General features: G+C 69.3%; 19 protein-coding genes and 6 pseudogenes. 10 read left to right on the top strand and 15 right to left on the bottom strand.

Annotation, left to right across the window (positions count from 1 at the left end):
- Nucleotides 1-48: 48 nt before the first annotated feature.
- The gene (locus ACSYGN_RS00200) at nt 49-4443 is read left to right on the top strand and encodes an nSTAND1 domain-containing NTPase (protein ID WP_460390576.1); all 4395 of its coding nucleotides are present in this window, start codon (nt 49-51) and stop codon (nt 4441-4443) included.
- Here the strand turns inward: ACSYGN_RS00200 and ACSYGN_RS00195 are convergent.
- The 8 genes and pseudogenes from ACSYGN_RS00195 to ACSYGN_RS00160 all read right to left on the bottom strand — a co-directional run bounded on the left by ACSYGN_RS00195 (nt 4373) and on the right by ACSYGN_RS00160 (nt 8412).
- On the bottom strand, nt 4373-4969 hold the full coding sequence (locus tag ACSYGN_RS00195) for a hypothetical protein (protein ID WP_460390574.1): 597 nt from the start codon (nt 4967-4969) through the stop codon (nt 4373-4375). The two genes, ACSYGN_RS00200 and ACSYGN_RS00195, sit on opposite strands and share 71 nt — an antisense overlap.
- Before the next feature lies 1 nt (nt 4970).
- The gene (locus ACSYGN_RS00190) at nt 4971-5498 is read right to left on the bottom strand and encodes a hypothetical protein (RefSeq protein ID WP_460390572.1); all 528 of its coding nucleotides are present in this window, start codon (nt 5496-5498) and stop codon (nt 4971-4973) included.
- Nucleotides 5499-5637: 139 nt separating this feature from the next.
- A pseudogene (locus ACSYGN_RS00185) lies at nt 5638-6047 on the bottom strand (aldehyde dehydrogenase); the annotation flags it as partial.
- A 175-nt stretch (nt 6048-6222) separates the two neighbouring features.
- Nucleotides 6223-6699, bottom strand: coding sequence for an SRPBCC family protein (locus ACSYGN_RS00180; RefSeq protein ID WP_460390570.1), 477 nt, complete (start codon nt 6697-6699; stop codon nt 6223-6225).
- A 316-nt stretch (nt 6700-7015) separates the two neighbouring features.
- Nucleotides 7016-7174, bottom strand: a pseudogene (gene gvpJ / locus ACSYGN_RS00175) (gas vesicle protein GvpJ); the annotation flags it as partial.
- 52 nt (nt 7175-7226) lie between these two features.
- A pseudogene (gene gvpO, locus ACSYGN_RS00170) lies at nt 7227-7507 on the bottom strand (gas vesicle protein GvpO).
- Nucleotides 7508-7691: 184 nt separating this feature from the next.
- A pseudogene (locus ACSYGN_RS00165) lies at nt 7692-7874 on the bottom strand (DUF2267 domain-containing protein); the annotation flags it as partial.
- 106 nt (nt 7875-7980) lie between these two features.
- The gene (locus ACSYGN_RS00160) at nt 7981-8412 is read right to left on the bottom strand and encodes an Hsp20/alpha crystallin family protein (RefSeq protein ID WP_263213524.1); all 432 of its coding nucleotides are present in this window, start codon (nt 8410-8412) and stop codon (nt 7981-7983) included.
- Between the two features lie 127 nt (nt 8413-8539).
- Between ACSYGN_RS00160 and ACSYGN_RS00155 the strand changes: the two genes are divergently transcribed.
- Nucleotides 8540-9199 (top strand): type III effector protein, encoded by a 660-nt coding sequence (locus ACSYGN_RS00155; protein ID WP_460390568.1) that lies wholly within the window; start codon nt 8540-8542, stop codon nt 9197-9199.
- A gap of 93 nt (nt 9200-9292) precedes the next feature.
- Here ACSYGN_RS00155 and ACSYGN_RS00150 read toward each other — a convergent pair whose 3' ends face one another.
- Nucleotides 9293-9577 carry an ATP-binding protein gene (locus tag ACSYGN_RS00150; protein ID WP_460390566.1) on the bottom strand — a complete coding sequence of 95 codons (285 nt, stop codon included), beginning with the start codon at nt 9575-9577 and terminating at the stop codon, nt 9293-9295.
- 108 nt (nt 9578-9685) lie between these two features.
- Nucleotides 9686-9922, bottom strand: coding sequence for a hypothetical protein (locus ACSYGN_RS00145; RefSeq protein WP_460390564.1), 237 nt, complete (start codon nt 9920-9922; stop codon nt 9686-9688).
- Between the two features lie 285 nt (nt 9923-10207).
- Here ACSYGN_RS00145 and ACSYGN_RS00140 point away from each other — a divergent pair, with 285 nt between their 5' ends.
- Entirely contained in the window at nt 10208-10588 is a 381-nt protein-coding gene (locus ACSYGN_RS00140) for a Tn3 family transposase (protein WP_460390562.1), read from the top strand.
- Between the two features lie 100 nt (nt 10589-10688).
- Here ACSYGN_RS00140 and ACSYGN_RS00135 read toward each other — a convergent pair whose 3' ends face one another.
- A complete protein-coding gene (locus ACSYGN_RS00135) occupies nt 10689-11372 on the bottom strand; it encodes a GNAT family N-acetyltransferase (RefSeq protein ID WP_460390560.1) in 684 nt (227 codons plus the stop codon).
- Between the two features lie 703 nt (nt 11373-12075).
- Between ACSYGN_RS00135 and ACSYGN_RS00130 the strand changes: the two genes are divergently transcribed.
- The 3 genes and pseudogenes from ACSYGN_RS00130 to ACSYGN_RS00120 all read left to right on the top strand — a co-directional run bounded on the left by ACSYGN_RS00130 (nt 12076) and on the right by ACSYGN_RS00120 (nt 16525).
- Nucleotides 12076-13890, top strand: coding sequence for a hypothetical protein (locus ACSYGN_RS00130; protein ID WP_460390558.1), 1815 nt, complete (start codon nt 12076-12078; stop codon nt 13888-13890).
- Nucleotides 13891-14185: 295 nt separating this feature from the next.
- Nucleotides 14186-15171, top strand: a pseudogene (locus ACSYGN_RS00125) (IS5 family transposase).
- An 88-nt stretch (nt 15172-15259) separates the two neighbouring features.
- Nucleotides 15260-16525: an IS701 family transposase gene (locus ACSYGN_RS00120; RefSeq protein ID WP_460390556.1), complete on the top strand. Its 1266-nt coding sequence runs from the start codon at nt 15260-15262 to the stop codon at nt 16523-16525.
- Between the two features lie 126 nt (nt 16526-16651).
- Here the strand turns inward: ACSYGN_RS00120 and ACSYGN_RS00115 are convergent, their stop codons facing one another.
- A complete protein-coding gene (locus tag ACSYGN_RS00115; protein WP_460390554.1) occupies nt 16652-17179 on the bottom strand; it encodes a transposase in 528 nt (175 codons plus the stop codon).
- A complete protein-coding gene (locus ACSYGN_RS00110; RefSeq protein WP_460390552.1) occupies nt 17176-17778 on the bottom strand; it encodes a helix-turn-helix domain-containing protein in 603 nt (200 codons plus the stop codon). The genes ACSYGN_RS00115 and ACSYGN_RS00110 overlap by 4 nt, the downstream gene beginning before the upstream one ends.
- A 292-nt stretch (nt 17779-18070) precedes the next feature.
- Between ACSYGN_RS00110 and ACSYGN_RS00105 the strand changes: the two genes are divergently transcribed.
- Complete coding sequence (locus ACSYGN_RS00105) at nt 18071-18613, top strand: DUF1707 SHOCT-like domain-containing protein (protein WP_460390550.1); 543 nt, start codon at nt 18071-18073, stop codon at nt 18611-18613.
- An 80-nt stretch (nt 18614-18693) separates the two neighbouring features.
- Here ACSYGN_RS00105 and ACSYGN_RS00100 read toward each other — a convergent pair.
- Nucleotides 18694-18957: pseudogene (locus ACSYGN_RS00100) on the bottom strand (IS630 family transposase); the annotation flags it as partial.
- Nucleotides 18958-19008: 51 nt separating this feature from the next.
- Here ACSYGN_RS00100 and ACSYGN_RS00095 point away from each other — a divergent pair.
- Genes ACSYGN_RS00095 through ACSYGN_RS00085 form a run of 3 tightly spaced genes read left to right on the top strand, consistent with a single transcriptional unit; the run spans nt 19009 to nt 21477 of the window.
- Complete coding sequence (locus tag ACSYGN_RS00095; protein WP_460390548.1) at nt 19009-19470, top strand: hypothetical protein; 462 nt, start codon at nt 19009-19011, stop codon at nt 19468-19470.
- 30 nt (nt 19471-19500) lie between these two features.
- Entirely contained in the window at nt 19501-21168 is a 1668-nt protein-coding gene (locus ACSYGN_RS00090; RefSeq protein ID WP_460390546.1) for an ISL3 family transposase, read from the top strand.
- Between the two features lie 51 nt (nt 21169-21219).
- Nucleotides 21220-21477, top strand: a complete 258-nt coding sequence (locus ACSYGN_RS00085) for a DUF6221 family protein (protein WP_460390544.1) — start codon at nt 21220-21222, stop codon at nt 21475-21477.
- Between the two features lie 551 nt (nt 21478-22028).
- On the opposite strand, the gene ACSYGN_RS00080 is transcribed toward ACSYGN_RS00085, so the two are convergent.
- Nucleotides 22029-23816, bottom strand: a complete 1788-nt coding sequence (locus tag ACSYGN_RS00080; protein ID WP_460390542.1) for a hypothetical protein — start codon at nt 23814-23816, stop codon at nt 22029-22031.
- Nucleotides 23817-23943 lie beyond the last annotated feature (127 nt).

The raw sequence follows: 23943 nt of genomic DNA, 5'->3' as shown, positions 1-23943 counted from the left end.
CACGGTGCCCCAGACCTGGCGTCGTCCGTCGGACCGGGCGGCGCGATGATGTCGGCGCGGGGACCGGAACGCCAGTCGGCGGCAATCGGCCCGAAAGTCCTGGACAGAGCGCTGCTACGCATCCTGGACGCACGCCGGCAACCCGTCGGCGTGGGCTTCCTGGTGTCCGACACGGTCGCCCTGACCTGCGCGCACGTGGTCTCCGCCGCCCTCGGCACGTCGGCCGACGCACCACCGGAACCCGGCGCGCGCCTATCGGTCGACCTGCCTCTCGTGCCCACCGTGTCGCATGCGGACGCGACCGTCGAACTGTGGGTGCCGCCGCGGGGGCCGGGCGGTGCGGCATCCGGTCCCGCCGATGTCGCCGTGTTGCGGTTCGCGGCTCCGCTGCCCGGTGCGGGACCCGTGCGGTTGGTCGACGCGGACGAGCCGGCCGACGCAACCGTCGACGATGCCGCGGACGAGCTCTGGGGGCATCGGGTGCGGGCCTTCGGACTGCCGGCCGGGCGCCCCGGCGGGGTATGGCACGCGGGGGTGCTGCGGGGGCGGCAGGCCGACGGCTGGATGCAGGCCGATCTCGCCGGTGACGGTTACCCGGTGTCGCGGGGCTTCAGCGGTGGGCCGGTGTGGGACGACGGTCTGTCGGGCGTGGTCGGCATGGTCACGGTGGCGGAGTCCGGTCAGCCGCCCGTCAGCTATCTGATTCCCACCAGCGGTCTGGTGGCCGCCTGGCCCGGACTGGGCCCACTCGTGCGGCCTCCCGCGCCGTTCCGCGGGCTCGCCGCCTTCGAGGAGGCCGACGCGGCGGTCTTCCACGGCAGGCGGAACGAGAGCGACGCGATCGCCCGGGCACTCGACGACCGGCAATGGGTCACCGTCGTGGGCCCATCGGGTTCCGGCAAGTCGTCGCTGGCGCTCGCCGGTGTGGCGCCACGGCTGCGAGCGCGTGACGCCTGCGTCGTCGTCCTGCGGCCCGCGTCCGGGAGCAGCCCCCTCGCGGCCCTCGCCTCCGCACTGCTGCCGCTGCTGGAACCCGACCTGCCCGAGACCCGACGACTGGCACGCCTGCCCGGACTGTCCGACCAACTGCGCCACCACGGCCTCGCGGACACGACCGAACGCCTGCTCGAGGTCCAGGGTGGCAGTCGACTACTCGTGATCGTCGACCAGTTGGAGGAGCTGCTGTCGCAGCCCCCGGACGCGGTGCGCGAACTGGCCGACGTGTTGTTCGCCGCCGACGCCCTGCCGCCCGCCGCCCGCGTACTCGCCACCCTGCGCGCCGACTTCCTCGAACCCGTCCTCGGTCACACACACCTCGGACCCGTCACCGGTCGGCACCTGCACGCCCTCGGGCCGCTCGGCGAGGACGGCCTGCGCGACATTGTCACCACCCCCGTCGAACGCCTCCCCGGCGTCTCCTACGAGCCCCACCTCGCCGAACGCATCCTCGCCGACACCGGCACCGAACCAGGCGCGCTGCCGCTCCTCGCCCTCACCCTCGACCTGCTGTGGCAGGGGCAGGAGGACGGCGTGCTCACCCACCGCGCGTACGACGAACTCGGCGGTGTCACCGGCGCGCTCGGCAACCACGCCGACCGGGTCTGGGCCGAACATGTGCCGCCGGACGACGAGGCAACCGCCCGTCGGCTGTTCACCCAGCTCGTCCGGTTGCCGCTCGGTGCCGCTGCGGCCACCCGGCGCCTCGCTCGGCGCGGCGACCTCGGCGAGGACCAGTGGCGCATCGCCCAGCGCCTCGCCGCGCACACCCGGCTGCTCGTCACCGACCGCAGCGCCGAAGGCACCGAGACCGTGGAGCTCACGCACGAGGCGCTGATCGGTGAGTGGGACAAGCTCGCCGCGTGGGTGGCCGAGGACAGGTCCTTCCTCGGCTGGCGGGAGGCCGTGCAGCACGAAATGGAGCGCTGGCAGGAGGCGGACCGTTCCCCCGACCACCTGCCGACCTCCGCGGCGGTGGCCGGCGCCGAACAGTGGCTCCCGGAGCGTGCCGCGGTCCTGAGCGAGGCTGAGCGGGACTACCTGAGGGCCGGCCGGACCCACCGCCGTGCCCGCGCCCGTCGGCGGCGGGCCCTGTTCTCCGGTCTGGCCGCAGCCCTGGCGTTCGCTCTGGTGCTCGGCATGCTCTATGTCGTCGAACGCCGCAGCAGCCAGGAACGCGCCGCCCTCGGTGCCTCCCGTGCCCTCGCCCAGGCCGCGCCGGAGTCGACGGTCACCGACCCGGCCCGCGCCGCGTTGCTCTCCCTCGCCGCCTACGACACGTCCCCCACACAGGAGGCCAAGAACGAACTGCTGCGCCAGTACCTTCAGTACAAGGACTACGACCGGGTGCTCTCCGGCGAGCTCGGCGACACCGTCTTCGACAAGAGCCGTGACGGCGACGTGGTCCTCGGGGCGGCCAAGCGCTCCGGCGCCACCCTGTTCGTACACTCCCTGACCGGACCGCTGCGCACCGTGCGGGTGCCATCCACCGATAAGGTCCAGTACGTCATGGTGTCCGCCGACGGGAGACGCGCCGCCTACGTCCAGTACGACGGCAAGGCCGTGTGGTTCGAGGTGCGCCCCGACGCGAAGCAGCCCGTCGGGCCGCTGCACCGGCTCCCCGACGCCCCCGGCATCGGTACGAATTGGAGCGACACCGTAACCCCCGCGATGTCCCTCGACGGCACGATCATGGTCGCCCACGTGCGCAAACGCATTATCTGGTGGAACCTGGACAGCGGCCCGCACGGCATCCTCGCCGGGAACCTTCCGGCGCCCAAGGGCCTCGAGTTCAAGATGTGGCCAGCCCCCGACGACCGGACGTTGCTGGTCCCCGTCTACAAGCGGTTCCGCGACTTCGGGCAGGGCGAGAAGGGCAGCCTGCTCGCCCTCGACCTCAAGACCGGCAGGAGCCGGCTCGTGGTACGCGCCGACGCCGACCAGATCCGCATCTCCGGCGACCGGACCCGAGCCGTCCTTTGCCACGTGCGGGGCGAGACCACCGAGGTCACCGTCCACCGGGTCCGCGACGGCTCGCGAGAGGGCTACGCCTACAGGGAGAAGAACAAGGACTTCGCATCCACCATCTGCTCCGTGCAGTCCCTCGACAGCTCCGGCCTCCGTGTCGCTCTCAGCTCCCTCAAGGGCCTCACCGTCGTCGACATGCGCGACGGCAAGGTCCTCTCCCGCAACGGCCTGCCCCACTCGACCTCCTTGCTCGCCAAGAGCAGCCCATGGCTCGCGGAGTCCGGCGGCAGGCTCTACTACGTCCGCCACAACGAGTCGATGATCGGTTTCGTCCAACTGCGCCCCGGAAACTGGTTCGTCGAGGTCGCCCAGGAACTCCTCACGCACGACGGCAAGTACACGATCACCGTCCTTGCGGACGGCTCGCGCATGCAACGGCACCACGCGCGCGAGGACAGCGCCCGCGTGCTCGCCGACGTACCGCGCCGCAAGCCCTACTGGGTACCCGAAGCCTCCGAACCCCTCGCCCTCGACCGCACCGGACGGCTCGTCGCCGACCGCGAGGGCGCGAACATCGTCACCGTTCGCGACGCCACCACGCTGCGCCGCACCACCACCGTCACCACCGCCGAACCTCCCCGACTCGACGACTCCACCCCGTCGATCGGGGACATCGAGATCGACGACGACAAGGGCAGCAGCAAGCACCCGAACTACGATTTCGGCTACTTCTTCGACCGCGGCGGGAAACTGATCACGGCTTCGGGAAACATCGTCGAGCAATGGGATCCGCGCACCGGCCGGCGACTCGCGCGCTTCGACGCCGCGACGGTCCGCTCCCGAGCCGGAGGGGCCAAGGACGCGGAGGTGATGATCGGCCCCTACCCAGTGGCGAACCGGGTCGCCGTCATCGTCCTGGACCGGCCCGGCATCCATGTCGTCGACATCACCACCGGGCGCATCACCGAGACGGTGAAGACCGGCGACGACATCCTCGCCACCCAGTTCGACGCCAAGGGCGAGTACTTCGCGATCCTGCGCAGGGGCTCGGTGTTGGAACTGTGGCGGCGTGGCGACCCGCCGCACAAGGAGATCGGCCCCCTGCGCAGCCTCGCCGAGTCGGCGGGCACGCCGTTCGCCGTCGAATTCCTGGAGGGCGAGGGCCGCTACCTCGTCGCCGCGAACAACACCGTACGCGTCTACCAGATCGGCGAGCCCGGTTACGAGTCGTTCTACTCGTTCACCGGCCCGCGCGACAGCGCACTCGACGGGCAGCACTCGTTCCTGGCCGCCTCGGCGGACGGCAGCACCGTGCTCCACGTCGGCCCCGACGGCACCGGCGGACCTCTCCAACTGGCGCCAGGTCGGTGGTACCGCGAGCTGTGCAACATCATCGGCGACCGGGAACTCACCCGCGGCGAGGTGGATCTGCTCCCTGCCGATCCGAAGTCCCGGAAACCCTGTACCCGGGATGACTGAGCGACGTCAGACTCACTCTGACCTCTGCCTCGATCAGTTTTTGGACCTGGAATCCGCGCTGATCTGGGTCCTTGCGGTCGATCTCCACCTCGCGGCTGAGGGTCTGCGCGGCCCAGTCGACCAGGCAGCCGGCGAAGCCCTGGTCTGCCCAGATCTTCCGGACTTTCGGGTGGTCGAGGCGGGTCCACAGCAGCGGACTCGTTCGAAGCCACTCGCCGTCGCCGCCGACGAACCAGGCGGCCGGATCCCCGACATCGCACCCGGCGTCCTCATGGACGGCGATGATCTGGGCAAGTGGCTTCAGAGGCAAGGCGAGCTTGCCGCGGCCGAATCCCACAAAGAGCCAGAAGATTCCCAGCGAGGCGGTGTTCTGGAGCATGGAGCGGACCTCTGCCTTGTCCCAGGGCTCATCACCGACCTGGGTCACGATGAAGGAGGGGTCTGCAGCTCCGGATTCCTGATAGTGATTGACGGCGCGGCGCATCGCGTCGGCGACGTTGCCCGAGCCCCACTCGACCTGCTCCACGTCAGCCAGTGAGCAACACGTCCCGCACGGCTCTGACGCGCAGTTCCTCCAGCGTGTTCATCTGCCGTTCGGCCCGTGTGATCAGTCCGTCGAGCTCCTGCTCGTCGAGGCGATCGTCCTCCTCGGCCAGGGCGCGCAGCGTGCGCCAGCCGAGTTCCTTGCCCTTCACCCCCAACCGGAGGAACTCAAGTTCGATCACCAGCGTCAGAGGTGAACGCCTGTAGAGGCGCCCGTTGCTCTTGAGACGCCCCAGTCGCTCCACCGCGCCGGATGCTGCGACCTTGTAGCGGCGCCTCGGGACGTCCAGGCTCCGCATGATACGTAGCAGGGTCCTACGGTCCTCGGAGATCTCGCCCGCGAGGTGCCGCAGCGGTTCCGCGAAGGGCGGGTCACGATGCGATCGGGCCATGAACTCGGAACGTCCGGCTCCGACAGTGGAACCTGCCAGATGGTCGTTGAGGTAGATCCCGAGGAGGTCCGTGCGGATCCTGCGGATCTGCGGGCGGCTGCCCGCCATCGGTGTCGTCATTGTGTGTCCTCGCTTCTCTCCGCCCGCGTGGGCGGCTTCGCACGAGTAGGGGGCGGCGACCGGCCCCTGCCACGGTGGACATCCCGGCCGAGCGTCCGACCGGCCAGGCCCCCGAAAGGAGCCGTCCGACCCGTCTGTCTCAGCTGTGGCCGTCGGGGTGCAGGACCACCTTGGGCCAGCCCTCGTCGCGGTTGTCGAAGTGTTCGTAGGCCGACGGAGCCTCGGCCAGGCTCAGTTCGTGCGAGACGACGAAGCTCGGCTCCGCCCTGCCACCGGCGATCAGATCGCGCAGGGCGCGGTTGTACCGCTTCACCGGGGCTTGGCCGGTGCCCATGCGCTGGCCCTTGAACCACATCAGACCGTAGTCGAACGGATCTTGCCCTGGGCCTCGACACCGCCCGGGTCCTCGGGCACGAACACTCCGACCACGCTGAGGGAGCCGGTGAAGCGGACGCTGTCGATCAGCCCGTTGAGGGTGCGGGCGGCGTCCTCCTGGCCGCTCGGGTCGTGGGCCTGGTAGCCGACGCACTCGCAGTCGTTCCCTTGTCCCTGCCATGGGCATGTGCACCCTTGGTCTGGATCTGCCGTGCCTTGCGTCTTGTGGCGCCGCTGCTCGGGCTACTGGGGGGTTGGACATCGGATGCCTCACTTGCTGTTCAGGAGGCCGACTGCTCCGAGGCGGCCGATCGACCTGCCCGTGTCAGAGACGTCCATGGACATGTGCTCAGCCGTGTGAGCCAGGGTCCACAGGCCGGATGCGGCCGCGCCAGCCGCCTTCCTCGCCGCCGGTGCCTTCGACGTAGTCCTTGAAGCGGCGCAGGTCGCCCTTCACCCGGCGGTCGATCATGCCGAGGGCGTCCGCGCCCTTCTCCACCATGCCGGTGGGTTCGAGGTCCATCGTCAGTTCCACGCGCGTATGGGTGTCGTCGATCGGCTCGAAGCGGACCGATCCGCGTTGTTGGGTGTCCCCGGCTGTCGACCGCCAGGTGATGCGGGTGTCCGGCATCTGGTCGACGATCTCCGTGTCGAACTCGCGCCGTACCCCGCCGATGCTGGTGGTCCAGTGGTTGTGCCGGTCGTCGAGCTGCGTGACTTCCTCGACGCCTTCCATGAAGTGGGGGAACTCCTCGAACTGCGTCCACTGCCCATACGCGACCCGGAGCGGAACCTCGACCTCGACGGCTTCCGTGACTGTACTCATGAGTGCCTCCTCATTCGGCTGCTTCCGGCAACCGGGTACCCCACAGAGAGCGGCGAAGCCCCCGCCCCCTCGGAATCCCGGACCGGGCGCACGCGACCCGGCTGCGATGCGCGTGTCAGGCTGCGAAAGCGGGGAACCCGGCTGCCGTGCACGCTTGGTGCAACACCCTGCTGAACGGCGGACCGTGCGCGTCCGCCACGGTGACCTAACGTCCACCGTGCCCGGCCGTCGTTACGACCTGGTGGTCACCAATCCGCCGTACGTGCCCGCCCCCGGCGAGACTCCGCCCCAGGGCCGGGACAGGGCCTGGGACGCCCACGACGACCCGCACGTCGATCTTGAGGATTTCGATGCCGACCGGGGAGACCTGATGAACGCGTCGATCACGAGTCCTCGGTCGAGGACGAGTTTCGAGCACGTCGTAGAGGCTGCCGCTGCTGGCTCCGCCGGGCTGCTGTGCTGGAACAACGGTCATGACGACGGGACCTCCTTGCCTGTTTGCGTCGGCAGACTGCCCGGACAGCGATCTATCGACCGGACCGGTCGCTGTCGGCCCGCCCGCGTTCGTAACTGCGGGCGGGGCGGTAGCCGGTGAGACGGCCCTCGGGATCGACGTCGATGCGATAGCTCGCCATCAGGCTCATCGTGTCGGGAACTGGGCGAGTTCGAGGACCTCGAGCTCCAGGGACCAGCCGTCCTCCGCTTCGAAGGATGAGACGGCCTCGGCCGCCAGGCCGGTGAGCTCGGCGAACTGGTCGCGCGCCCGACGCAGCACCTGCGCCGGGTCCGGCTGCCCGTGACCGGTCATGACGCTCTCCTTACCCGCCCGGGGTCCCTGGCGGCACAAGCCCCGCAGGCCTCGATCACTCCGACGACGATCACCTGATCCGATTTGCCAGAAATGTTCCGTGTAAACCGTTACCGGGCGGACAATGATGTTCTGCCGCCATCGGGCACGCGGATCGCCGGGTCCCGCACCGCTGCGGCGTGGCGTTGAGGAGGATCAGGGCGAAGTCTTCCGGCAGGCGCGCCGCCAGCTCGGCGCGTACCTCGCCGGCCAGGTGTGCGCCGAGCAGGGCGAGCACCACGCGGGCCGCGCGTTCTGCTTCTGGCAGGCTGTCGTACTCGCCGCGTTCCCTCACATGTTCCAGGAACGCTTCCCGTCGCAGGGTCACGTCCATCGCCGCCCTTCTTCGAGTCCGTCCCGTCGGGTGCGGAGGACGGGGTGAGGGGGAGATCAGGTTCCCGTCCTCCGCCGCCGTTCGGCCCGCATCGTCCGGCTCAGCCGGAGATCTCCTTGCGGTCAGATCCCGAGCCGATGGAGATCTTGCGGGGCTTGGCGCGCTCGGCGATCGGGATGCGCAGGGTGAGCACCCCGGCGTCGTAGTCGGCCTTGATCTGCTCGGTGTCCAGCGTGTCCGCGAGCACGATCTGGCGGGAGAAGACGCCCAGCGGCCGCTCGGAGAGTTCCATCTGCACGTCGTCGCCCTTGGCCACGGGCCGGCGTTCAGCCTTGACGGTCAGCATGTTGCGTTCGACGTCGATGTCGATCGCGTCCGCGCTGACACCGGGGAGGTCGAAGGCCACCACGTACTCGTGACCCTCGCGGTAGGCGTCCATCGCCATCGCGGACGGCCGCGACCAGGTGCCCGGGCCCATCAGCTGCTGGGCCAGCCGGTCGAGCTCACGGAAGGGGTCGGTGCGCATCAACATCGAAAACACCTCCAGAAGATTCGGGCAGTTGCTGCCAATGCGCCTCACTGAAACCGTTGTAACATGTCATCCAATGGATGACAAACAAGAGCGTCGTCGGAAAGATGACAGCCCGAGGGAGGTGCCCGTGACAGCACCCGACCAGCCGACCCCTTCCAGCGCCGGCGCTCAGAGCCCGGCATCCTTTCTCGCCGCCGCGGCGGCCCTGCACGCCATAGACGACGCCCTGCGCGCCGCCCGGCACGAAGCCCCCGGCTCCCCCGATGTCCCCGACGCCGGCCCTGAGCAGGCCCTGGCCTCCCTGCTGCTGCTGCGACAGGTGCGCGAGCAGCTCGCCGGATGGGAGACCGGCCTGATCGAAACCGCCCGCCACGCAGGCGCCAGCTGGGCCGACCTCGCCCACCCCCTCGGCGTCGCCAGCCGCCAGGCCGCCGAACGCCGCTACCTGCGGGGTCGGCCCGGACCCGTCGGCACCACCGGCGAACAACGCGTCCAGGCCACCCGCGAACACCGCGCCGCCGAACGCAGTGCCGCCACATGGGCCCGCCGCAACGCAGCCGACCTGCGCCGCATCGCCGGCCAGATCACCGCCCTCACCGACCTTCCGGCCGCCGCGCGTTCCCCGCTCAGGCAACTCCACGCGGCCCTCGCCGACGACGACCCCGCCGCCCTCATCCGCCCCCTGGGTGCCACCCGCCCCCACCTGACCACCACCCACCCCGGCCTCGCCGCCCGACTCGACGCCCTTGCGGACTCCGCCAGAGCCACAGATGCCGCCCCCGACTGACCGATGTAGAGCTCCGTGTGCGACGTCGGAACTCACGCGGCAGGCTCCGGCCGACCGGCCGGAGCCTGCCGCTCTTCATGAGATCAACTTCAGTCAGCCAGGGTTGCCCCTTGGCGGCGCTGTCAGCGTGGCAGGCGGGCATGGATGGTCTTGCCCCGCCCGGGACCGGGAGTGAATGGTCGCCTCGCTGGTGAGGTGGCGGACCATGGGCCATCCGAACCCGCCGCGGCCACCGTTGAGGTCGGAGGCGCGTTCCCGCGGGGGTGACGGGTTGAGTTCGGTGACGGCGACGTGCACCGCGTCGGCGGTGGCGCCCAGTTGGAGGGTGTAGCGGCCGCCGCCGTGGCGCAGGGCGTTGGTGGCGAGTTCGGAAACCACGAGAGCGAGGGTTTCCGCCGTCTCGGAGGCCGGAGGCGGGATCCGCGCCTTCGACGAAGGCGCGGGCGACGTCACGGAGCGCGAGCGACACCGGCGGGGCTGTCGCCCTCAACCACGGCAGGGGCTCTGGGGGCGTGCGTACGTCTCGCCTCCATGTCGGTCATGCGCTGTCACCCCACCCTGGATCGGTTGTGCCTCCAGGCTCAGCAGGTGGCCGTCGAGCGGGCGCATCCGGGAATCGTCGGCGTCCGTCCACTCCATTTGCTTGAGCAGTTCCTCGACGCGGGTGTGGTCCGCGATCTCCGTGTCGGCGAGCCGGTCGCCGCCCTCGACGTGCTCGCGCACCGCCGGGGAGAGGGCGGCAGCAGGCGATGGCGTCGCCGAGCGGGGTCGGTTCGATGGGCCATGGCGCGACAGCATGCGGATCAAGTGGGTGCGGACACGCCGGGGTAGATGGGGCCAGTGATCCGCCGGGCGTCGTCCTGGTGGTGTCCGATGCGGTCCGGGTAGATCCGCCGGTGGCGCTGGTGAGGGCGCGTGTGGTCGGCGGTGTGGGTTGATGCGCCAACGTCTTGCGGCGGGGGCGCACTTGGTCCTTCAGGGCGTTGTGCGGGGGCAGATGGTGAACAGGTGGCGGGTGGCGGTGCGGTCGAGCACGCGCAGTACACGAAATGGCTGCACTTCGGCGGGGACGGCTACCTGCGCTCCCGCGATTCCGAACTCCAGGAGAAGGCCGTCAAGTTCCTCGACCTGATGGCCAACAGCATCATCTTCTCCACCACCGTCGACATGACCGACACACTGTGCCAGATGGCCGCCCAAGGCCGGGGAGGTGAACCCCGACGACATCGCCGCGCTCAGCCCGCACCGCAGGGACAACGTGCTGCGCTTCGGCGACTACGACACCGCCACCTCCACATCCCGCCCGGCCCGTATGACAGCGCGCGCTTCGCCTTCCTGTGGGTGGTCTCTGACAGGGGGGCGGCCGAGATTGGCGGCCAACCGAAATAAGGCCAGAACGAGCAATTACAGCAAATCCGGGTATCTTCGCTCGGCGGGATCCACAGGAGTACGCCGTGCGTAATGGTGGATCGGTCGGCGTGAGCCAGTCCTAACTGTTGGAGGGAACCACCGGCCCCCGGGCGATCAGGACGTCGGCTTCGTGGTGCCAGCCGAGGGAGGAGTAGAGGCGCTGGCCTTCCGCACTGGCGATGAGAAGACCGGTACGGGCGCCCTGGGCCACGGCGGCTTCCGCCAGAGCGCTCATCATGGCGCGGCCCAGGCCGCGTCGGCGGTGCGCCGGGTCCGTCTCGATGCGATCGGCGATCGCGTCGGCGCCGACCACGGCGATGGCGCCGCGCGCCGCCACCTCTCCGGAGGGGTCATGGAGGGAGACGACCGTGACTGGTCCCTCTGCGCGGACCTCGCGCTCGTACGGCGCGGTGGGCGCGTGCTGCGGGTGCTCGGTCAGATCGGTCGTCATGAACCACTCGGACCGGTGGAGCAACTCCAGTCCGGCGGCGCTGACGACGGCTTCGACGGTGCCCGGGCGCAGCGTAGGTACCGTGAGCCAGGTGGTCTGACTCGCGCCGGCGACGGCTGCCGCCAGCCTTGCCAAGGACTCGGGCTTCTCATCCGCACGCAGCGCGAACACCTCGACCTCACGGCCGGGTTGGTCGCACGTGGACCGCAGGCCGTCCCCAGCGGACTCGACCGGCTCGGCCTCGGGCAGGGAGCGAGCCACGGTCCAGCCGTTCAGCCAACGTCGTATCAGCCCTGATTCGATCTTCGTCATCCGGCGATTAGAACATGACCGCAACCGGTGGACGGGGGCGAACAGCCATCCCTCGTCATCCGCCGCCGCCCTCCATGTGCCGGTCAGTCCGAAACCGGCATAGATGGCAGCGGGTAAGAGAAGCGTCCCCCTTCTCGGTCATCACTCTGCGTATTCACTAGCCGAGGGGTGTGCCCCAACAACAGGTCCTTGGTCTTTGGAGGAGATACGCCCGAAGGGCGTATCTCCTCCAAAGACCGTCTTGCCGGCAGCCTTCCAGGGGCTGGCACAGGTGACCCGGTCGGCGGTCAGCTGCTGTCGCTTGCGAGAGCATCGGCGAGTTGGTCGTGGCTCATGCTGGAGCGGCCGCGGATGCCGGCCTTGTTCGCCTTCTCGTACGGTTCTGCCTTGGTCAGCGACCGAAGCGACCGGGAACGTGGGGTTCCGGATGAGCTGGTGGCGCGCTTCTACGCGGCAGGCTTCTTCCCGGTCGTCTTCTTACTGGTCTTGGAGGAGCTGGCCTTGTCTTTGGTGTCTTTCGGTCACCCCGCGTCGACGATCGGCTCGGGTGCCGTTGACCGCCGGGAGAAACGGCGGCGCTGTCAGCCGCCCCAGCGTCTCCTCCAGTGGCCGCGCGGTGTGCGGCCACCACGGCTCGGCCGGCCGGCCGGGAAGCGGGTCCGCGACCATGATCGGGCTGCCGCCCCGGACGATAATGCGGCCTGTGATCAACACTTCCCGCCGTACCCTGCTCGCCGCCTTCACGGCCTCGGCCGCCGCCCCGCTCGCGGGCTTAACCGCCTCTCCGGCCGCCGCGGCGCCCGCGGCCCCGGCCGCCCCCATGACCACCGCCCTGGCGTCCTCCGCCATGACCGGCCCCCGCTCCTCGGTCGCTCTCACCGGCCCCCCGCACGACATAGCCGCCCTCACCCGGGCCTCCGTAGGCGCCCTGACCGCGACCGTTCTGCCCGGGACCCCCGCGCGGACCGAGATCCGCAGCGGCGGCCAGACGCTGGCCGTGCTGACCACGGGCTCTCGGACGGTGCTGATGACCGGACCCGAGCGGACGTTCACGGAGAACAAGCGGCCGTTCGAGGATCTCTTCGACCGCACCCTGGCCGGCGAGGGCAGCTGGGGGAACTCCCCGGCCGGCGGGCGCTGGTCGGTGTTCGGCGGAACAGAAGTACCGGGCCCCGGCGAGGATCCCGTGTACGTGCAGTTCAACCTCCAGCAGCGCGGCGCCGCCCGTGCGGAAATCAGCGACACGACCACCGGCCGGTACGCGCTCCTGCGCGATGAGGAGATCACCGACGTCGACGTCCGGTGCACCGCCCGGTTCGACAAGGTCCCCGCGGGCAACGCCTGCTCCTTCGCGTTGGTCTTCGCCTACCGCAGCAACGGAGCGGAGAGCAGCACCCATTACCGGGCGCGCCTGTCCTTCACCACCCAGGGCGAGGTCCAGCTCCGCGCCGAGAAGCTCATCGGCGCGAACGCCAGCACCCCCGCGGGGGTTACCCCTATCTCGCTCGCCACCGGCGTACCCGCCAACACCGACTGGACGATCCGAGTCCGCCGCGAAGGCGCCCACGTCCAGATCAAGGCCTGGCGCACGGCGGCCGCCGAGCCGTCCGGGTGGACGATGGAGTTCACGGACAGCGATTCCCGTTACGCCAAGGGCGCGGTCGGCGTGCGCGGCATGGCCTCGGACGGCTGCACGAGCACGGTCACGCTGAGCGTGAGCCGCGTCGAGGTCACGGAGGCCGCCTGGGAGAAGCCCCCGACCGTCACCCACTCCCGTTGGGTCCGCCTCCTCGACGCACCCTACGACGGCACCTGGACCCCCGCAGTGGAGGACGTCGTACGCGGCTGGTCCGGCTCGCTCGCCCCGGACGTCCTCGCGTACGCGGCCATGTTCCTGCCGGGAGCGCCGCAGGTGGCGAGCGGCCGGCAGGAACCGGTCGGCGCGCGGGTGCTCGGCGAGGCCGGATACGGCAAAACCGACGCGCAGGGCCTGCGCCCGGTTGGCGCGGACTTCCACGACTACATGGATCGGCCCTGGCCCTTCCCCGACCTGACGCAGCCGAGGCCGCCGGAGTCGGGGCAGGCCGGGAACCTCGACTGCTCCGGCTACGTGCGGATGGTCTACGGCTACCACATGGGCCTTCCGCTGTACTACGGCGTGGACCCGGATAGGCAGGCGCTGCCCCGCACATCGGGTGCCATGGTCGACCACGCCCCCGGAGTGCAGGTCGCGACCAAGCCGGACGACAACAGGGCCCTTCCAGCGGAGACCGCGCTCCAGCCGGGGGACCTGCTCCTCTTCGACGCGAACGAGCCGAGCGGCCCGGACGAGCCGGTCGAGAAGTACGCCGTGGACCACGTCGGCATCTACCTCGGCCTTGACGCCGAGGGCCGGCGCCGGTTCGTCTCCAGCCGCAAGAGCTGCAACGGCCCCACGATGGGCGACCTTTCGGGTGCCTCGTTGCTCGACGGCGACGGGACGTACGCCCTCAGCGTGCGCACCGTGCGCCGTCTCTGACCCGGGCGGGCATTACGCGGCTTTGGCCGCCGTGCAGGAGAGCACCGGCCCGGCGGCCGGTCCGGCAGCGGTGGCGGGCGCAACTCCGCGAGCCGTGGGCCAGGAAGCCCGCCGACTCGCGGATCGGCTCCAACGGGAGCCCGCCCGCCAGGGTTCCGCTCACGGTGGCCGGGCTCGGCCCCGCAACCCCTGACCGCACAGCTTGAAATGAACTCCTAGGTCCTGTCTGGAGTCCGGATCACGAGTTCGGTAGATCGCCTGCGTCATGGGGTCCCTCCTTGATAGGCCATCGGCCATGGCGCGAGGCGATCTCACCGACGAGCAGTGGGCCCTGATCGAGCCCCACCTTCCGATCGCCGCAGTCGGGCCCATCCCCGACCTGCGGAAACACTTCAACGCGGTGATGTGGCGGTTCCGCACGGGCAGTCCCTGGCGCGACCTGCCCAGCGAGTTCGGGCCCTGGCAGAGCGCGTACGACCGCTTCCGGATCTGGGCGACGCAGGGCGTCTTCCAGCACCTGATGGAGGCGGTGATCGCCGAGGCCGCTGACCGGGGCCAGGCGGACCTGGGCCTGGTCAGCGTGGACTCGGCGACAGCACGGGCGCACCACCACGCCGCCGGGATGGCACTGGAACCCGAGCAGTTGGCGGCCCTGGAAGCGGCCGCCGAGTCCGAAAAGGGGGCGCCGTGGAGGGACAACAGCCGCAGGACGGACAGTGCGAGGACGACGCGGGCGCTGAGCGGCGACGGGCCCGCCGACGGCACCGGGCCCGTCTGAAGGCCGCACAACTGGGGCGTTCCCGGGGAGGGCTGACCAGCAAGATTCACCTGGCGGCCGACCGGCGCTGCCGTCCGCTGGCGTTTGTGCTCACCCCCGGACAGGCCGGCGACAGCCCGCAGTTCGTCCCGGTCCTGGAGCGGGTGAAGGTGCGCGGGCCGGTCGGGCGTCCCCGGACCCGACCGGACGCAGTGGCCGCGGACAAGGCTTACTCCAGCCGCCGTAACCGCCGCTACCTGCGGCGTCGTGGAATCCGGGCGGTGATCCCGGAGAAGGTGGACCAGGCCGCCAACCGGAAGAAGCGCGGTTCGAAGGGCGGTCGCCCGGTCAGCCACGACGCGGCCTTGTACATCGAGCGCAACACCGTGGAGCGGTGCATCAACCGGCTGCGGAACTGGCGAGGCATCGCGTTCCGCTTCGACAAGACCCCGGAGAGCTACGAGGCCGGACTGCATCTGTGCGGTGCGATGCTCTGGCTCCGCAGCATCGCACCGCAGTCGTGATCCGAACTCCAGACAGGACCTAGTAGTGCTTGGTCAGGTTGATGGGGCTGGTGCGTGTCCTTCGGGTCCGGTGTGGTGTTGAGGGGGTGTGACTCCGGACGAGATTGCTGTGGTGCGTGGTGAGCTGGAGGCGTTCGCGGAGGAGGTGTTCGAGCCGTTCGCGCGCAAGGACCAGCGCCGGTGGGGGCAGGTCTACCTTCGGGGACTGCTGACCGACGGCAAACGCAAGTCCATCGAGCCGATGGCCGCCCGGCTCGGGGCTGACGGCAACCGTCAGGCTCTCGCCAACTTCATCACCACCAGCCCCTGGAACCCGGCTCACGTCCGGGCCCGGCTCGCCTGGCGGATGGAGGCGGCGATCAAGCCCAGGGCCCTGGTCTTCGACGACACCGGGTTCCTGAAGGACGGGAGTGCCTCGGCGTGTGTGTCGCGGCAGTACACCGGCACTGCGGGCAAGGTCACCAACTGCCAGGTGGGCGTCTCGCTCCACCTCGCCTCCGACCATGCCTCGGCTGCGGTCGACTGGCGGCTGTTCCTGCCCGAGACCTGGGACCCGGCCTCACCGAAGGCCGACCCGTGCAAGATCGCCCGCCGCACCGCCTGCGGCATCCCGCCGGACGTCGGGCACGTGGAGAAGTGGCAGCTGGCCCTGGACATGCTCGACGAGGTCCGCTCCTGGGGGATCGAGGTGCCGCTGGCCGTCGCGGACGCTGGATACGGCGACGCCGCGGCCTTCCGGCTCGGCCTGCAGGCCCGGGGTCTTCGCTACGTGGTGGGGATCTCCACCACCATGTCGGCGCAACCCGACGACGCGGTCCCGGTGTGCGAGCCGTACTCGGGGCACGGACGCCCGCCGGTTGCGAAGTACCCCGACCCGGCCCGGTCGGTGAAAGAGCTGGTCCTCGCCGCGGGCCGGAAGGCCGCACGGCCGGTGCAGTGGCGGGAGGGATCCCGTCCCGGCACCGGCCGCTCCGGCCGCAGGCGCATGTACTCCCGTTTCGTGGCCCTGCGGATCCGGCCTGCCGGGCGCGAGATCCGGCAGGCCACCGACGGCCCGGAACTGCCCGAGTCCTGGCTGCTGGCCGAATGGCCCGCCACCGAACCGGAGCCGGTGCAGTTCTGGCTGTCCGACCTGCCCGCCGACACCCCGCTCACCACGCTGGTCCGGCTCGCCAAACTGCGCTGGCGCATCGAGCACGACTACCGCGAGATGAAGCAGGCCCTGGGCCTGGCCCACTTCGAGGGCCGGACCTGGAACGGCTGGCACCACCACGTCACCCTCGTCTCCGTCGCGCACGCCTTCTGCACCCTGCAGCGGCTGAACCGATCCCCAAAAGACACGGCGCCGGCCTGAGCCTCTACCAAGTCGTCCGCGAGCTGCAGACACTCCTCGCCCTCTGGACCGGCGCCTGCCCCACCTGCCACCGCGACATACCCACGGCGATACCAACCTGACCAAGCACTACTAGTGCTGCGTTCCTCAAAGGAAGTACACATAGCGGCGGCGTAAACGCCGGGTGGGCGGTGCGGGTCTGCCCCAGATCCAGGGTCGGGCGCGGGCGTTGAGCTGGGTTGTGGCCACTTCGGTGGCATGGGTGATGTGGTTGCGGTCGCCGAAGGAGCGTCCGGCCAGGGCGGTCTTGCGGAAGATGCGCCACCAGCCCTCTTGGAGGTTGAGCCAGCAGGCGCCGACCGGGATGAACACGTGCCTGATGCGGGGATGGTCCTCGAGCCAGGTCCGGGTGGGCACGCTGTTGTGCGAGGACAGATTGTCGGTGATCACATAGATGTCCCCGACGGGGTTGGCGTCCTCGACCAGCTGAAGGAACTGCTGGTAGAAGGCGCTGTTGCGGGAGGTGGCGGTCATCGTGAGCTCCTGGCCGTCGCGGACCCGTAAGCCGCCGTAGACCCAGGTCTTCTCCGGTCCGCGGGAGTAGTCGATCTCGTTCTTGATGCGATGCCCGTCCGGTGACCAGCCCGGTGCCGGCGGGAAGGTGCGGGGGATCACCGGGCCGAGCTCGTCGGCACAGACGACCGTCGCGCCGGCGGGCGGGCTGGTGTAGAGCTCGACGATCCGCGTCCTTTTCCCTCGAAGTCCGCATCTCTCGAGCGTGTCCACGAGCGCGTGCGCCGCCAGCGCACGCCCTCGGCCAGCAGGATCCGGCGCACCTGGGAGCGGCTGACCTCGATGCCCAGGTCCCGGGTCGCGGCAGCCAGTGTGTCCAAGGTCCACGCCGAGGGCCCCGACTCGTCCGCGGCCCACATCTCGTTCGAGGGCTGCACCTCCAGCCGACCGGGCGGGGTCTGCTTGACCATCGCGATGATCCGGGAGCGTTCGGCCTCGGTGATCCTTCGCTTGCGGCCCTGCCCGCCCAGATCCTCCAGGCCCTCAAGCCCCGAGCGGTTGAAGCGGTGCAGCCAGCGGCGCACCGTCTTCTGACTGCACCTCACCTCGTCAGCTATCTGCGGGACCAGCCAGCCGTCCCAGCTCAGCTCGACCATCCGGCACCGCTCCACCAGAACCGTCGGCGCCTTCCTGGCAGCCGCCAGGCGGTGGACCACCGCTTGCTCGCCCTCGTCACGGCCCGGCCGTGCCCTCAGCACCATGACCCAGCACCCGCCCCCGAGCACCCGAAACCACCCCGCTACCAGCAGCTATACCCACCGAAAGCGGAATCGAGCACTAGCACTTCGAGCCGGCCGTGGATCACCCACGCGATCGTCTGAGAAATCCTCCGCCTCGCCTGAGTGTCTCAGTTGGCTAGTGCTGTGACCGCATAGGTCCGCCGGGTTGGGCGCCGCAGGCCATGATGACGAGCGGTTGGTCTTCCCATCAATTGCCTTGCCCGATACGGACCTTGGCGTGTTCGCATCGTCGGCATGGCATTAGAGTGAGACGGTGACGTCTCTGCCGGAAGACCCGCCGTCGCTGATCAGCGAAGACGCTCGCGACGGGGCCGTGCAGCGCCTACAGGAGGCGTACGCCGAAGGCCACATCTCCCACGAGGAGTTGGACGAACTCCTCCACCAGGTACTCACCGCCAAGACACGCAGGGAGCTCGTGTCGGTCCTGGCCTCGCTCCCGGAGGAGCATGCGGGCACCACGTCCACGATCGCCGCCGCCGGCGGACGGATCCGGCGGCGCGGCGCATGGCGGGTACCGCGGATACTCAAGGTCGAGTCCGCGTTTGGAAGGGTGCACCTGGACCTGTCCCGGGCGGTCATCGAGCATCCGGTAGTCGACATCGAGTTGCAACTCGGCACCGGCAGGGCAAAGATCACGGTGCCTCGCGACGCGATCGTCGACGTCGAGGATCTGCACACCGGGTGGAAAGACACGCTCTACAAGACCCAGCAGCGCTCCCGCCCCGGCGGGCCGAGGATCCGGATCTCCGGGACCATGGGGTTCGGGCGGTTGAAGATCCGCCACACGCGGCGTTGAGGCACCAGGACCACCTGTCCGTCCCTTCCTCGTCCCCGCTCGACTGCTGATGCTGTGACCTCATTGGGTCGTCAGTTGGCTCATGCTGCGGTCTTGAGAGGACGTCCGCCCCATCGGATGCGTTTCTCACTGCGGATGCGGGCGCGTTCTCGACGTTCGGCGGCCAGGACGTCGCGGTGGCGGGCGTTGGCGTTGCGCCAGCGCAGGTAGGCGTGCAGGGCCCGGGTCTGCACGGTGTGGTTGGGATAGTTCGAGTTGGCGATGGTGAACTGCCGCAGCGGTCCGAAGTGCGCCTCGATCGGGTTGGCCCAGGAGGCGTAGGTCGGGGTGAAACACAGCTCGATGGGGTGAACTCGGAGCTGGTGCAGGACGGTACCGGCACGGGTTCGTACCACGTGCAGGACGATCCGGGCTGGGGGGTGCAGCATCTGACCGGCGGGCACGGCGCGGACGACGAGTACTGGGTGATCTCCGCCCAGGACGGCACCCGGTACTACTTCGGCTGGGGCCGCTCCGAGCGCACGGACCTGGACGCGAACTGGGACAAGTACACGCACTCGGTGCTGACGGTGCCGGTGGTGGGCAACAACTCCGGCGAGCCGTGCTTCTCGCAGTACCCGGAGCCGTGCACCCAGGCCTACCGGTGGAACCTCGACCGGGTCGTGGACGCCAACGAGGTGGAGACCTCGTACTTCTACGAGAAGCAGCAGAACCACTACCGCTCGGTGATCTCCACGGACCAGGCCCGCGCCTATGACGCGGCCTCGTACCTGACGCGGGTCGAGTACGGGTGGGCGTCGCAGATCCCGGGGGCCTGTGGACGTTCGCGTTATTCGACTCTGGCGGGGATCTTGTGACGTCACCGGTCCGACCTGGGTATCTAACAGGTGTGCGTTTCAGGGGCTTTGGGACGGTTGCTGCCGCATTTAGCTGGTGTGGTAGTCGAGTCGATCGAGCGTGCGGCCGGAACGGTCACGTTCTGCGCTCACTCCGCGATACCGACAGCGAGGTGCCCAGGATGCGGGGTGGTGTCGTGGCGTGTGCACGGCCGGTACGCGCGCCGACTCGCTGACGCCCCCGTCGGCGGAGCGGCTGCAGTGATCGAACTCGTGGTGCGCCGGTTCAAATGCCTCAATCCGCAATGTCCGGCGGTGACATTCGCCGAGCAGATCGACGGGCTGACCAGCCCGTACGCCCGGTACACGCCGCTGCTGCGCACACTGCTCACCTCGATCGCCGCGTGTCTGGCGGGTCGGCCGGGTGCGCGGCTCGCGGCCGTGCTGAGCATCCGCGTCGCCAAGGACAAGCTCCCCGAACTCCTCCGCGGATTACCGGAGGCACCACAGGCCAGGGTGCGTGTCCTGGGAGTCGACGACTTCGCACTGCGCAAGGGCGACTCGTACACCACCATCCTGGTGGACCTGGAAGGACGGCGCCCGCTCGATGTGCTGCCGGGCCGGGACGCCGAGCCGCTGGCCGACTGGCTGCGCGCCCATCCCGAGATCGAGGTGATCTGCCGTGACCGGGCCGGCGCCTATGCCGAAGGTGCCCGCAGCGGGGCTCCGCAGGCCCGGCAGGTGGCGGACGCCTGGCACCTGCTGCGCAACCTCGCCGAAGCGGTGGAGAAGACGGTCGGTGCCCATCACCAGTGCATCCGCAGGGCGTTCACGACGTCCCCGGCCGTCACGGAGCCCGCCACGGTCCCCGGCGGGACGGCCAAGCCGCCCGTGGAGGGGGAGCCGTTCGTTCCGCCGGACGGCACCCTGGACGTCCTCGGACGCCCGAGGCGGCTGGTGGCACGCACCACCGAGCGGTACACGGCGGTGCAGCAGCTGCTGTCCGAGGGCAGGTCCCTGGCCGCGATCGGCCGCCAGTTGCGGCTGGACCACTCGACCGTACGGCGCTTCGCCCGCGCCCAGAGCCTCGACGAACTGCTGGTCAAAGCCACCAACCGGGCATCCATCCTGGACGAACACAAGCCCTACCTGCACAGGCGCTGGCGCGAGGGCTGCCACGACATCCCGCAGCTGCACCGCGAACTGCGCGCACGCGGCTTCACCGGAGACATGCAGTGCGTCCGCCGCTACTTCCGCCCCTTCAAGAAGCCGCACAGCCCCAAGCCGAAGAACCCGCCTGCACCCGCTCCCGAGCTGCGGCCCGCCCCGAAACCCCGGCGCGTCGTCCGCTGGATCATGACCGACCCCGGACACCTCGACGCCACCGACGCGGCCGAGCTCAAAGAGATCCTTGCCGCCTGCCCCCACCTCGACGCCACCGCACGCCACGTCCGCGAATTCGCCGACATGATGCGCAATCTGCGAGGAGAGGATCTGCCCTCATGGATGGACCGCGTCCTCGCCGACGACCTGCCCGCCCTGCACTCCCTGGTCAACGGCATGAAACGGGACCTGGACGCGGTCACCTCCGGCCTGTCCACGCCATGGAGCTCCGGCCAGGTCGAGGGGCAGGTGACCAGAGCCAAGCTCCTCAAGCGCATGGGCTACGGACGGGACAACCTCGATCTGCTCCGCAAACGCATCCTCCTCCGGACTTGAGGCGAGCTGGAACCTCCGCCAACGCCGCTGGAGATCGCCGAGAATCGTCTCGTGGACGAGCTCCTGAGGTTTCTTCACGTCCGCTACGAGGCGGACAACCATGCCTATGCCGAGGTGGCCTACCGCTACGGGGGTGACGCACTCCTCGACAGCCACCTGCCGATGCTCGACCTGGTCGACATGCTGGCTCGGGAGTACGAGGCGATGGATCCCTCCGACACCCGCCTGGCCGGCCTTCGCTATGCCCTCCGCGTGCTCGCGCAGTCGTACGCCGAGCACCCCGACTACCGGGCAGAGTGGCGACCCTAGAACCTGATCCAAGAGGAAGCCACGGAGCATCACAAGATCGCCGACAGAGCCGAATTGCCTGATCGTCGACACCATACGGTTTCCACGTCCATTCCCAGGGTGACAGGCGATATGACAGAGATTTCGGTACGCCGTGACAAGGCGGACAGCTACGCGCAACTGCGCCGCTACAAGGTGTACGTGGATGGCGAACGTGTGGGAGACCTACAGCCTGGCGAAACCTGTCAGAGGGCGGTCTCCCCGGGCGTGCACACCGTTCAGGTCAAGATCTCATGGTGCTCGAGCCCGCCTCTTTCGGTAGAAATATCCGAGGGGGAGCGACAAGAACTTGTGTGTAGCGCGGTCCCAGGAGCGGAATCAGATCCCATGGCGGTGTTGATCCGTCGGCGGGACCTCCTCACGCTGCGGAGGGCGTGAGCGGTGCACGAACAAGCTCAAGCAGTGGCGCGGCCTTGCCATTCGCTATGACAAGACCGCCACCAGCTACAGAGCAGCTCTCCTCGTCGCAGGCACTCCGGATCGTCGCGCAGGCTGCTGAAGGTGGAAGGTGTCTACTTGTCCGACTTCGGCGGCCAGTCGTACGGGTCCAGCCTTCGGTGCAGGGCGCGTCCGGTCCCGCCCTTCTTCTCCTCGTACACGGCGGCTCGGATCGTGCCGAAGGAGACCTTGCTGTCCCGCATCACGTCCACCCCCTCCACCCGGAAGGCGATCCATCCCGCGCCGGGCATAGGCCCTGATACCCAGGGGGTGACGACGCTGCGAACGTTGGTCTCGCCCGCCACGATGGTGCCCCTGTGGCCGTCGGCGTCGGTGATCTTCACCCCCGTGTCGGTGAAGGCAAGGCGGCTCTTCATACTGTTGGGTCCCTCGACCCACTGTGCGGTCACGCTGTTCAGGTCCGCCGTGTCGGCCGAGACGGTGCCCCACGCCTGGCCTCCGTCCTTGCGGACGTCGATACCCAACTGAGGGAACCCGATCCAGCCCTTGTCGTGGGCGCGGTCTCCGACCCATGGGGTGTTGACGCCGTTGGTGATGGCGGCCGAGTCGGCGCGCAGGGTCCCCTGGTCGGAAGAGCCGTCCTGGTGGACCTCGATGCCGTACTGCGGGAAGTCGATCCAGCCGTTGCCGCCGTCCTGGTCGCCGACCCATTTCGTGTTGAGGCCGTTGACGTCGATCTTTTCGGCGCTGAGGGTGCCCCGGTCCTGGCCGCCGTCCTTGTGGACGGTGGCCCCAGGCTGGGAGAACTCGATCCAGCCCTGACCGGCGTCGCGGCTGCCCACCCAGGTGGTGTTGACGCCGTCCACGTCGGCCCGCGCGGCCGTGATGACGCCTGGCGTGGGGTTATGGCCGTGGTACACGTTGACGCCGCGCTCCGGGAAGGTGATCCAGCCGTCCGCGTCGCTGCGCCCCTGAACCAGCCTCGTGACCACCGAGTCCACGTCGGCGACTTTGGCGCGCACCCTGCCCAGGTTATTGGGGTCGTGCCTGTGGTCCAGGACGTCCACGCCGTCCGCAGTGAAGAAGGCGCGGCCCTTGTTCTTCGTCCCCTCGATCCACTGTGTGCGTGTCCCGCTTTCGAACTCGGGGATGACCGCGTGGACCGTGGTGGTGAGAAAGTACCCCTGGTGACCAGCGACACCATGAGGTGTGGCCACCAGGGTGTAGGTGGTGCCGCGCTGGGGAGCGAACGGGAACTGATGGCGGAACGGCTTGTAAGCAGCCGGTCCCGACGTCGCCGACTCCTTGTGGACCGGGTTGCCCTTCTGGTCACGGATCTCGTAGTTGAGATTGGTGGGTCCGTCCCACAGCAGCGTGAGCTGTTCGCCCGCGTCCCTGTCCAGCAAGGGCTTCTCCGCCCGGAAGCTGCGCGGCACCTTCGGCGCCTGCTTCAACAGGCTCAGCGTCACGGGATAGGTGCCGGTCAGCGAGTCCTCCCTGACGACCAGCCGGACCAGCCCCGTCTTGCTGGAGACAGGAAAGCCGTCCAGTCGCAGGACCATGGTGTCGTCCTCGGGAAACACGCCGTTCGAGAGCACGGGTGAGGGTGCGGTCACCTCCAGCACACCGCTTCCGGGGTCCCACGTGGATACCGGGGTCCCCCCGAACCTCACCGTATAGGGCTTCTCGATCTGGGCTGTGATCTTGTGCCCGTCGGCCGTCAGATCACCGTCCGCAGGCCCGCAAGGCACCTCCACCTGGATGGAATACCACTCCACTTTCTTCGGGAGTGCGTTGGAGATGACGATGTACACCGCGCCCGTGGACTCCTCACCCGATCCCGTCCCGGATATCTGGAGCGGAGCCGGGTCGGTGAGGATCTCGTAGTTCAGGTCAGCCACCGCTTGAACCCCCTGTTGGCTACGCGGGCGCTCACCCCCCACAGGTACAGTCCCCGCTGCCCCAGCCCTATCCCGCCACCCAAGCCGACAACCCCGACATGCCAAGACCGACGCAAACCACCTCCGT

The sequence above is a fragment of the Streptomyces sp. YIM S03343 genome (assembly GCF_054729195.1).
Note: the sequence above shows the minus strand (reverse complement) of the source record. Positions and strands in the feature narration are given on the sequence as shown.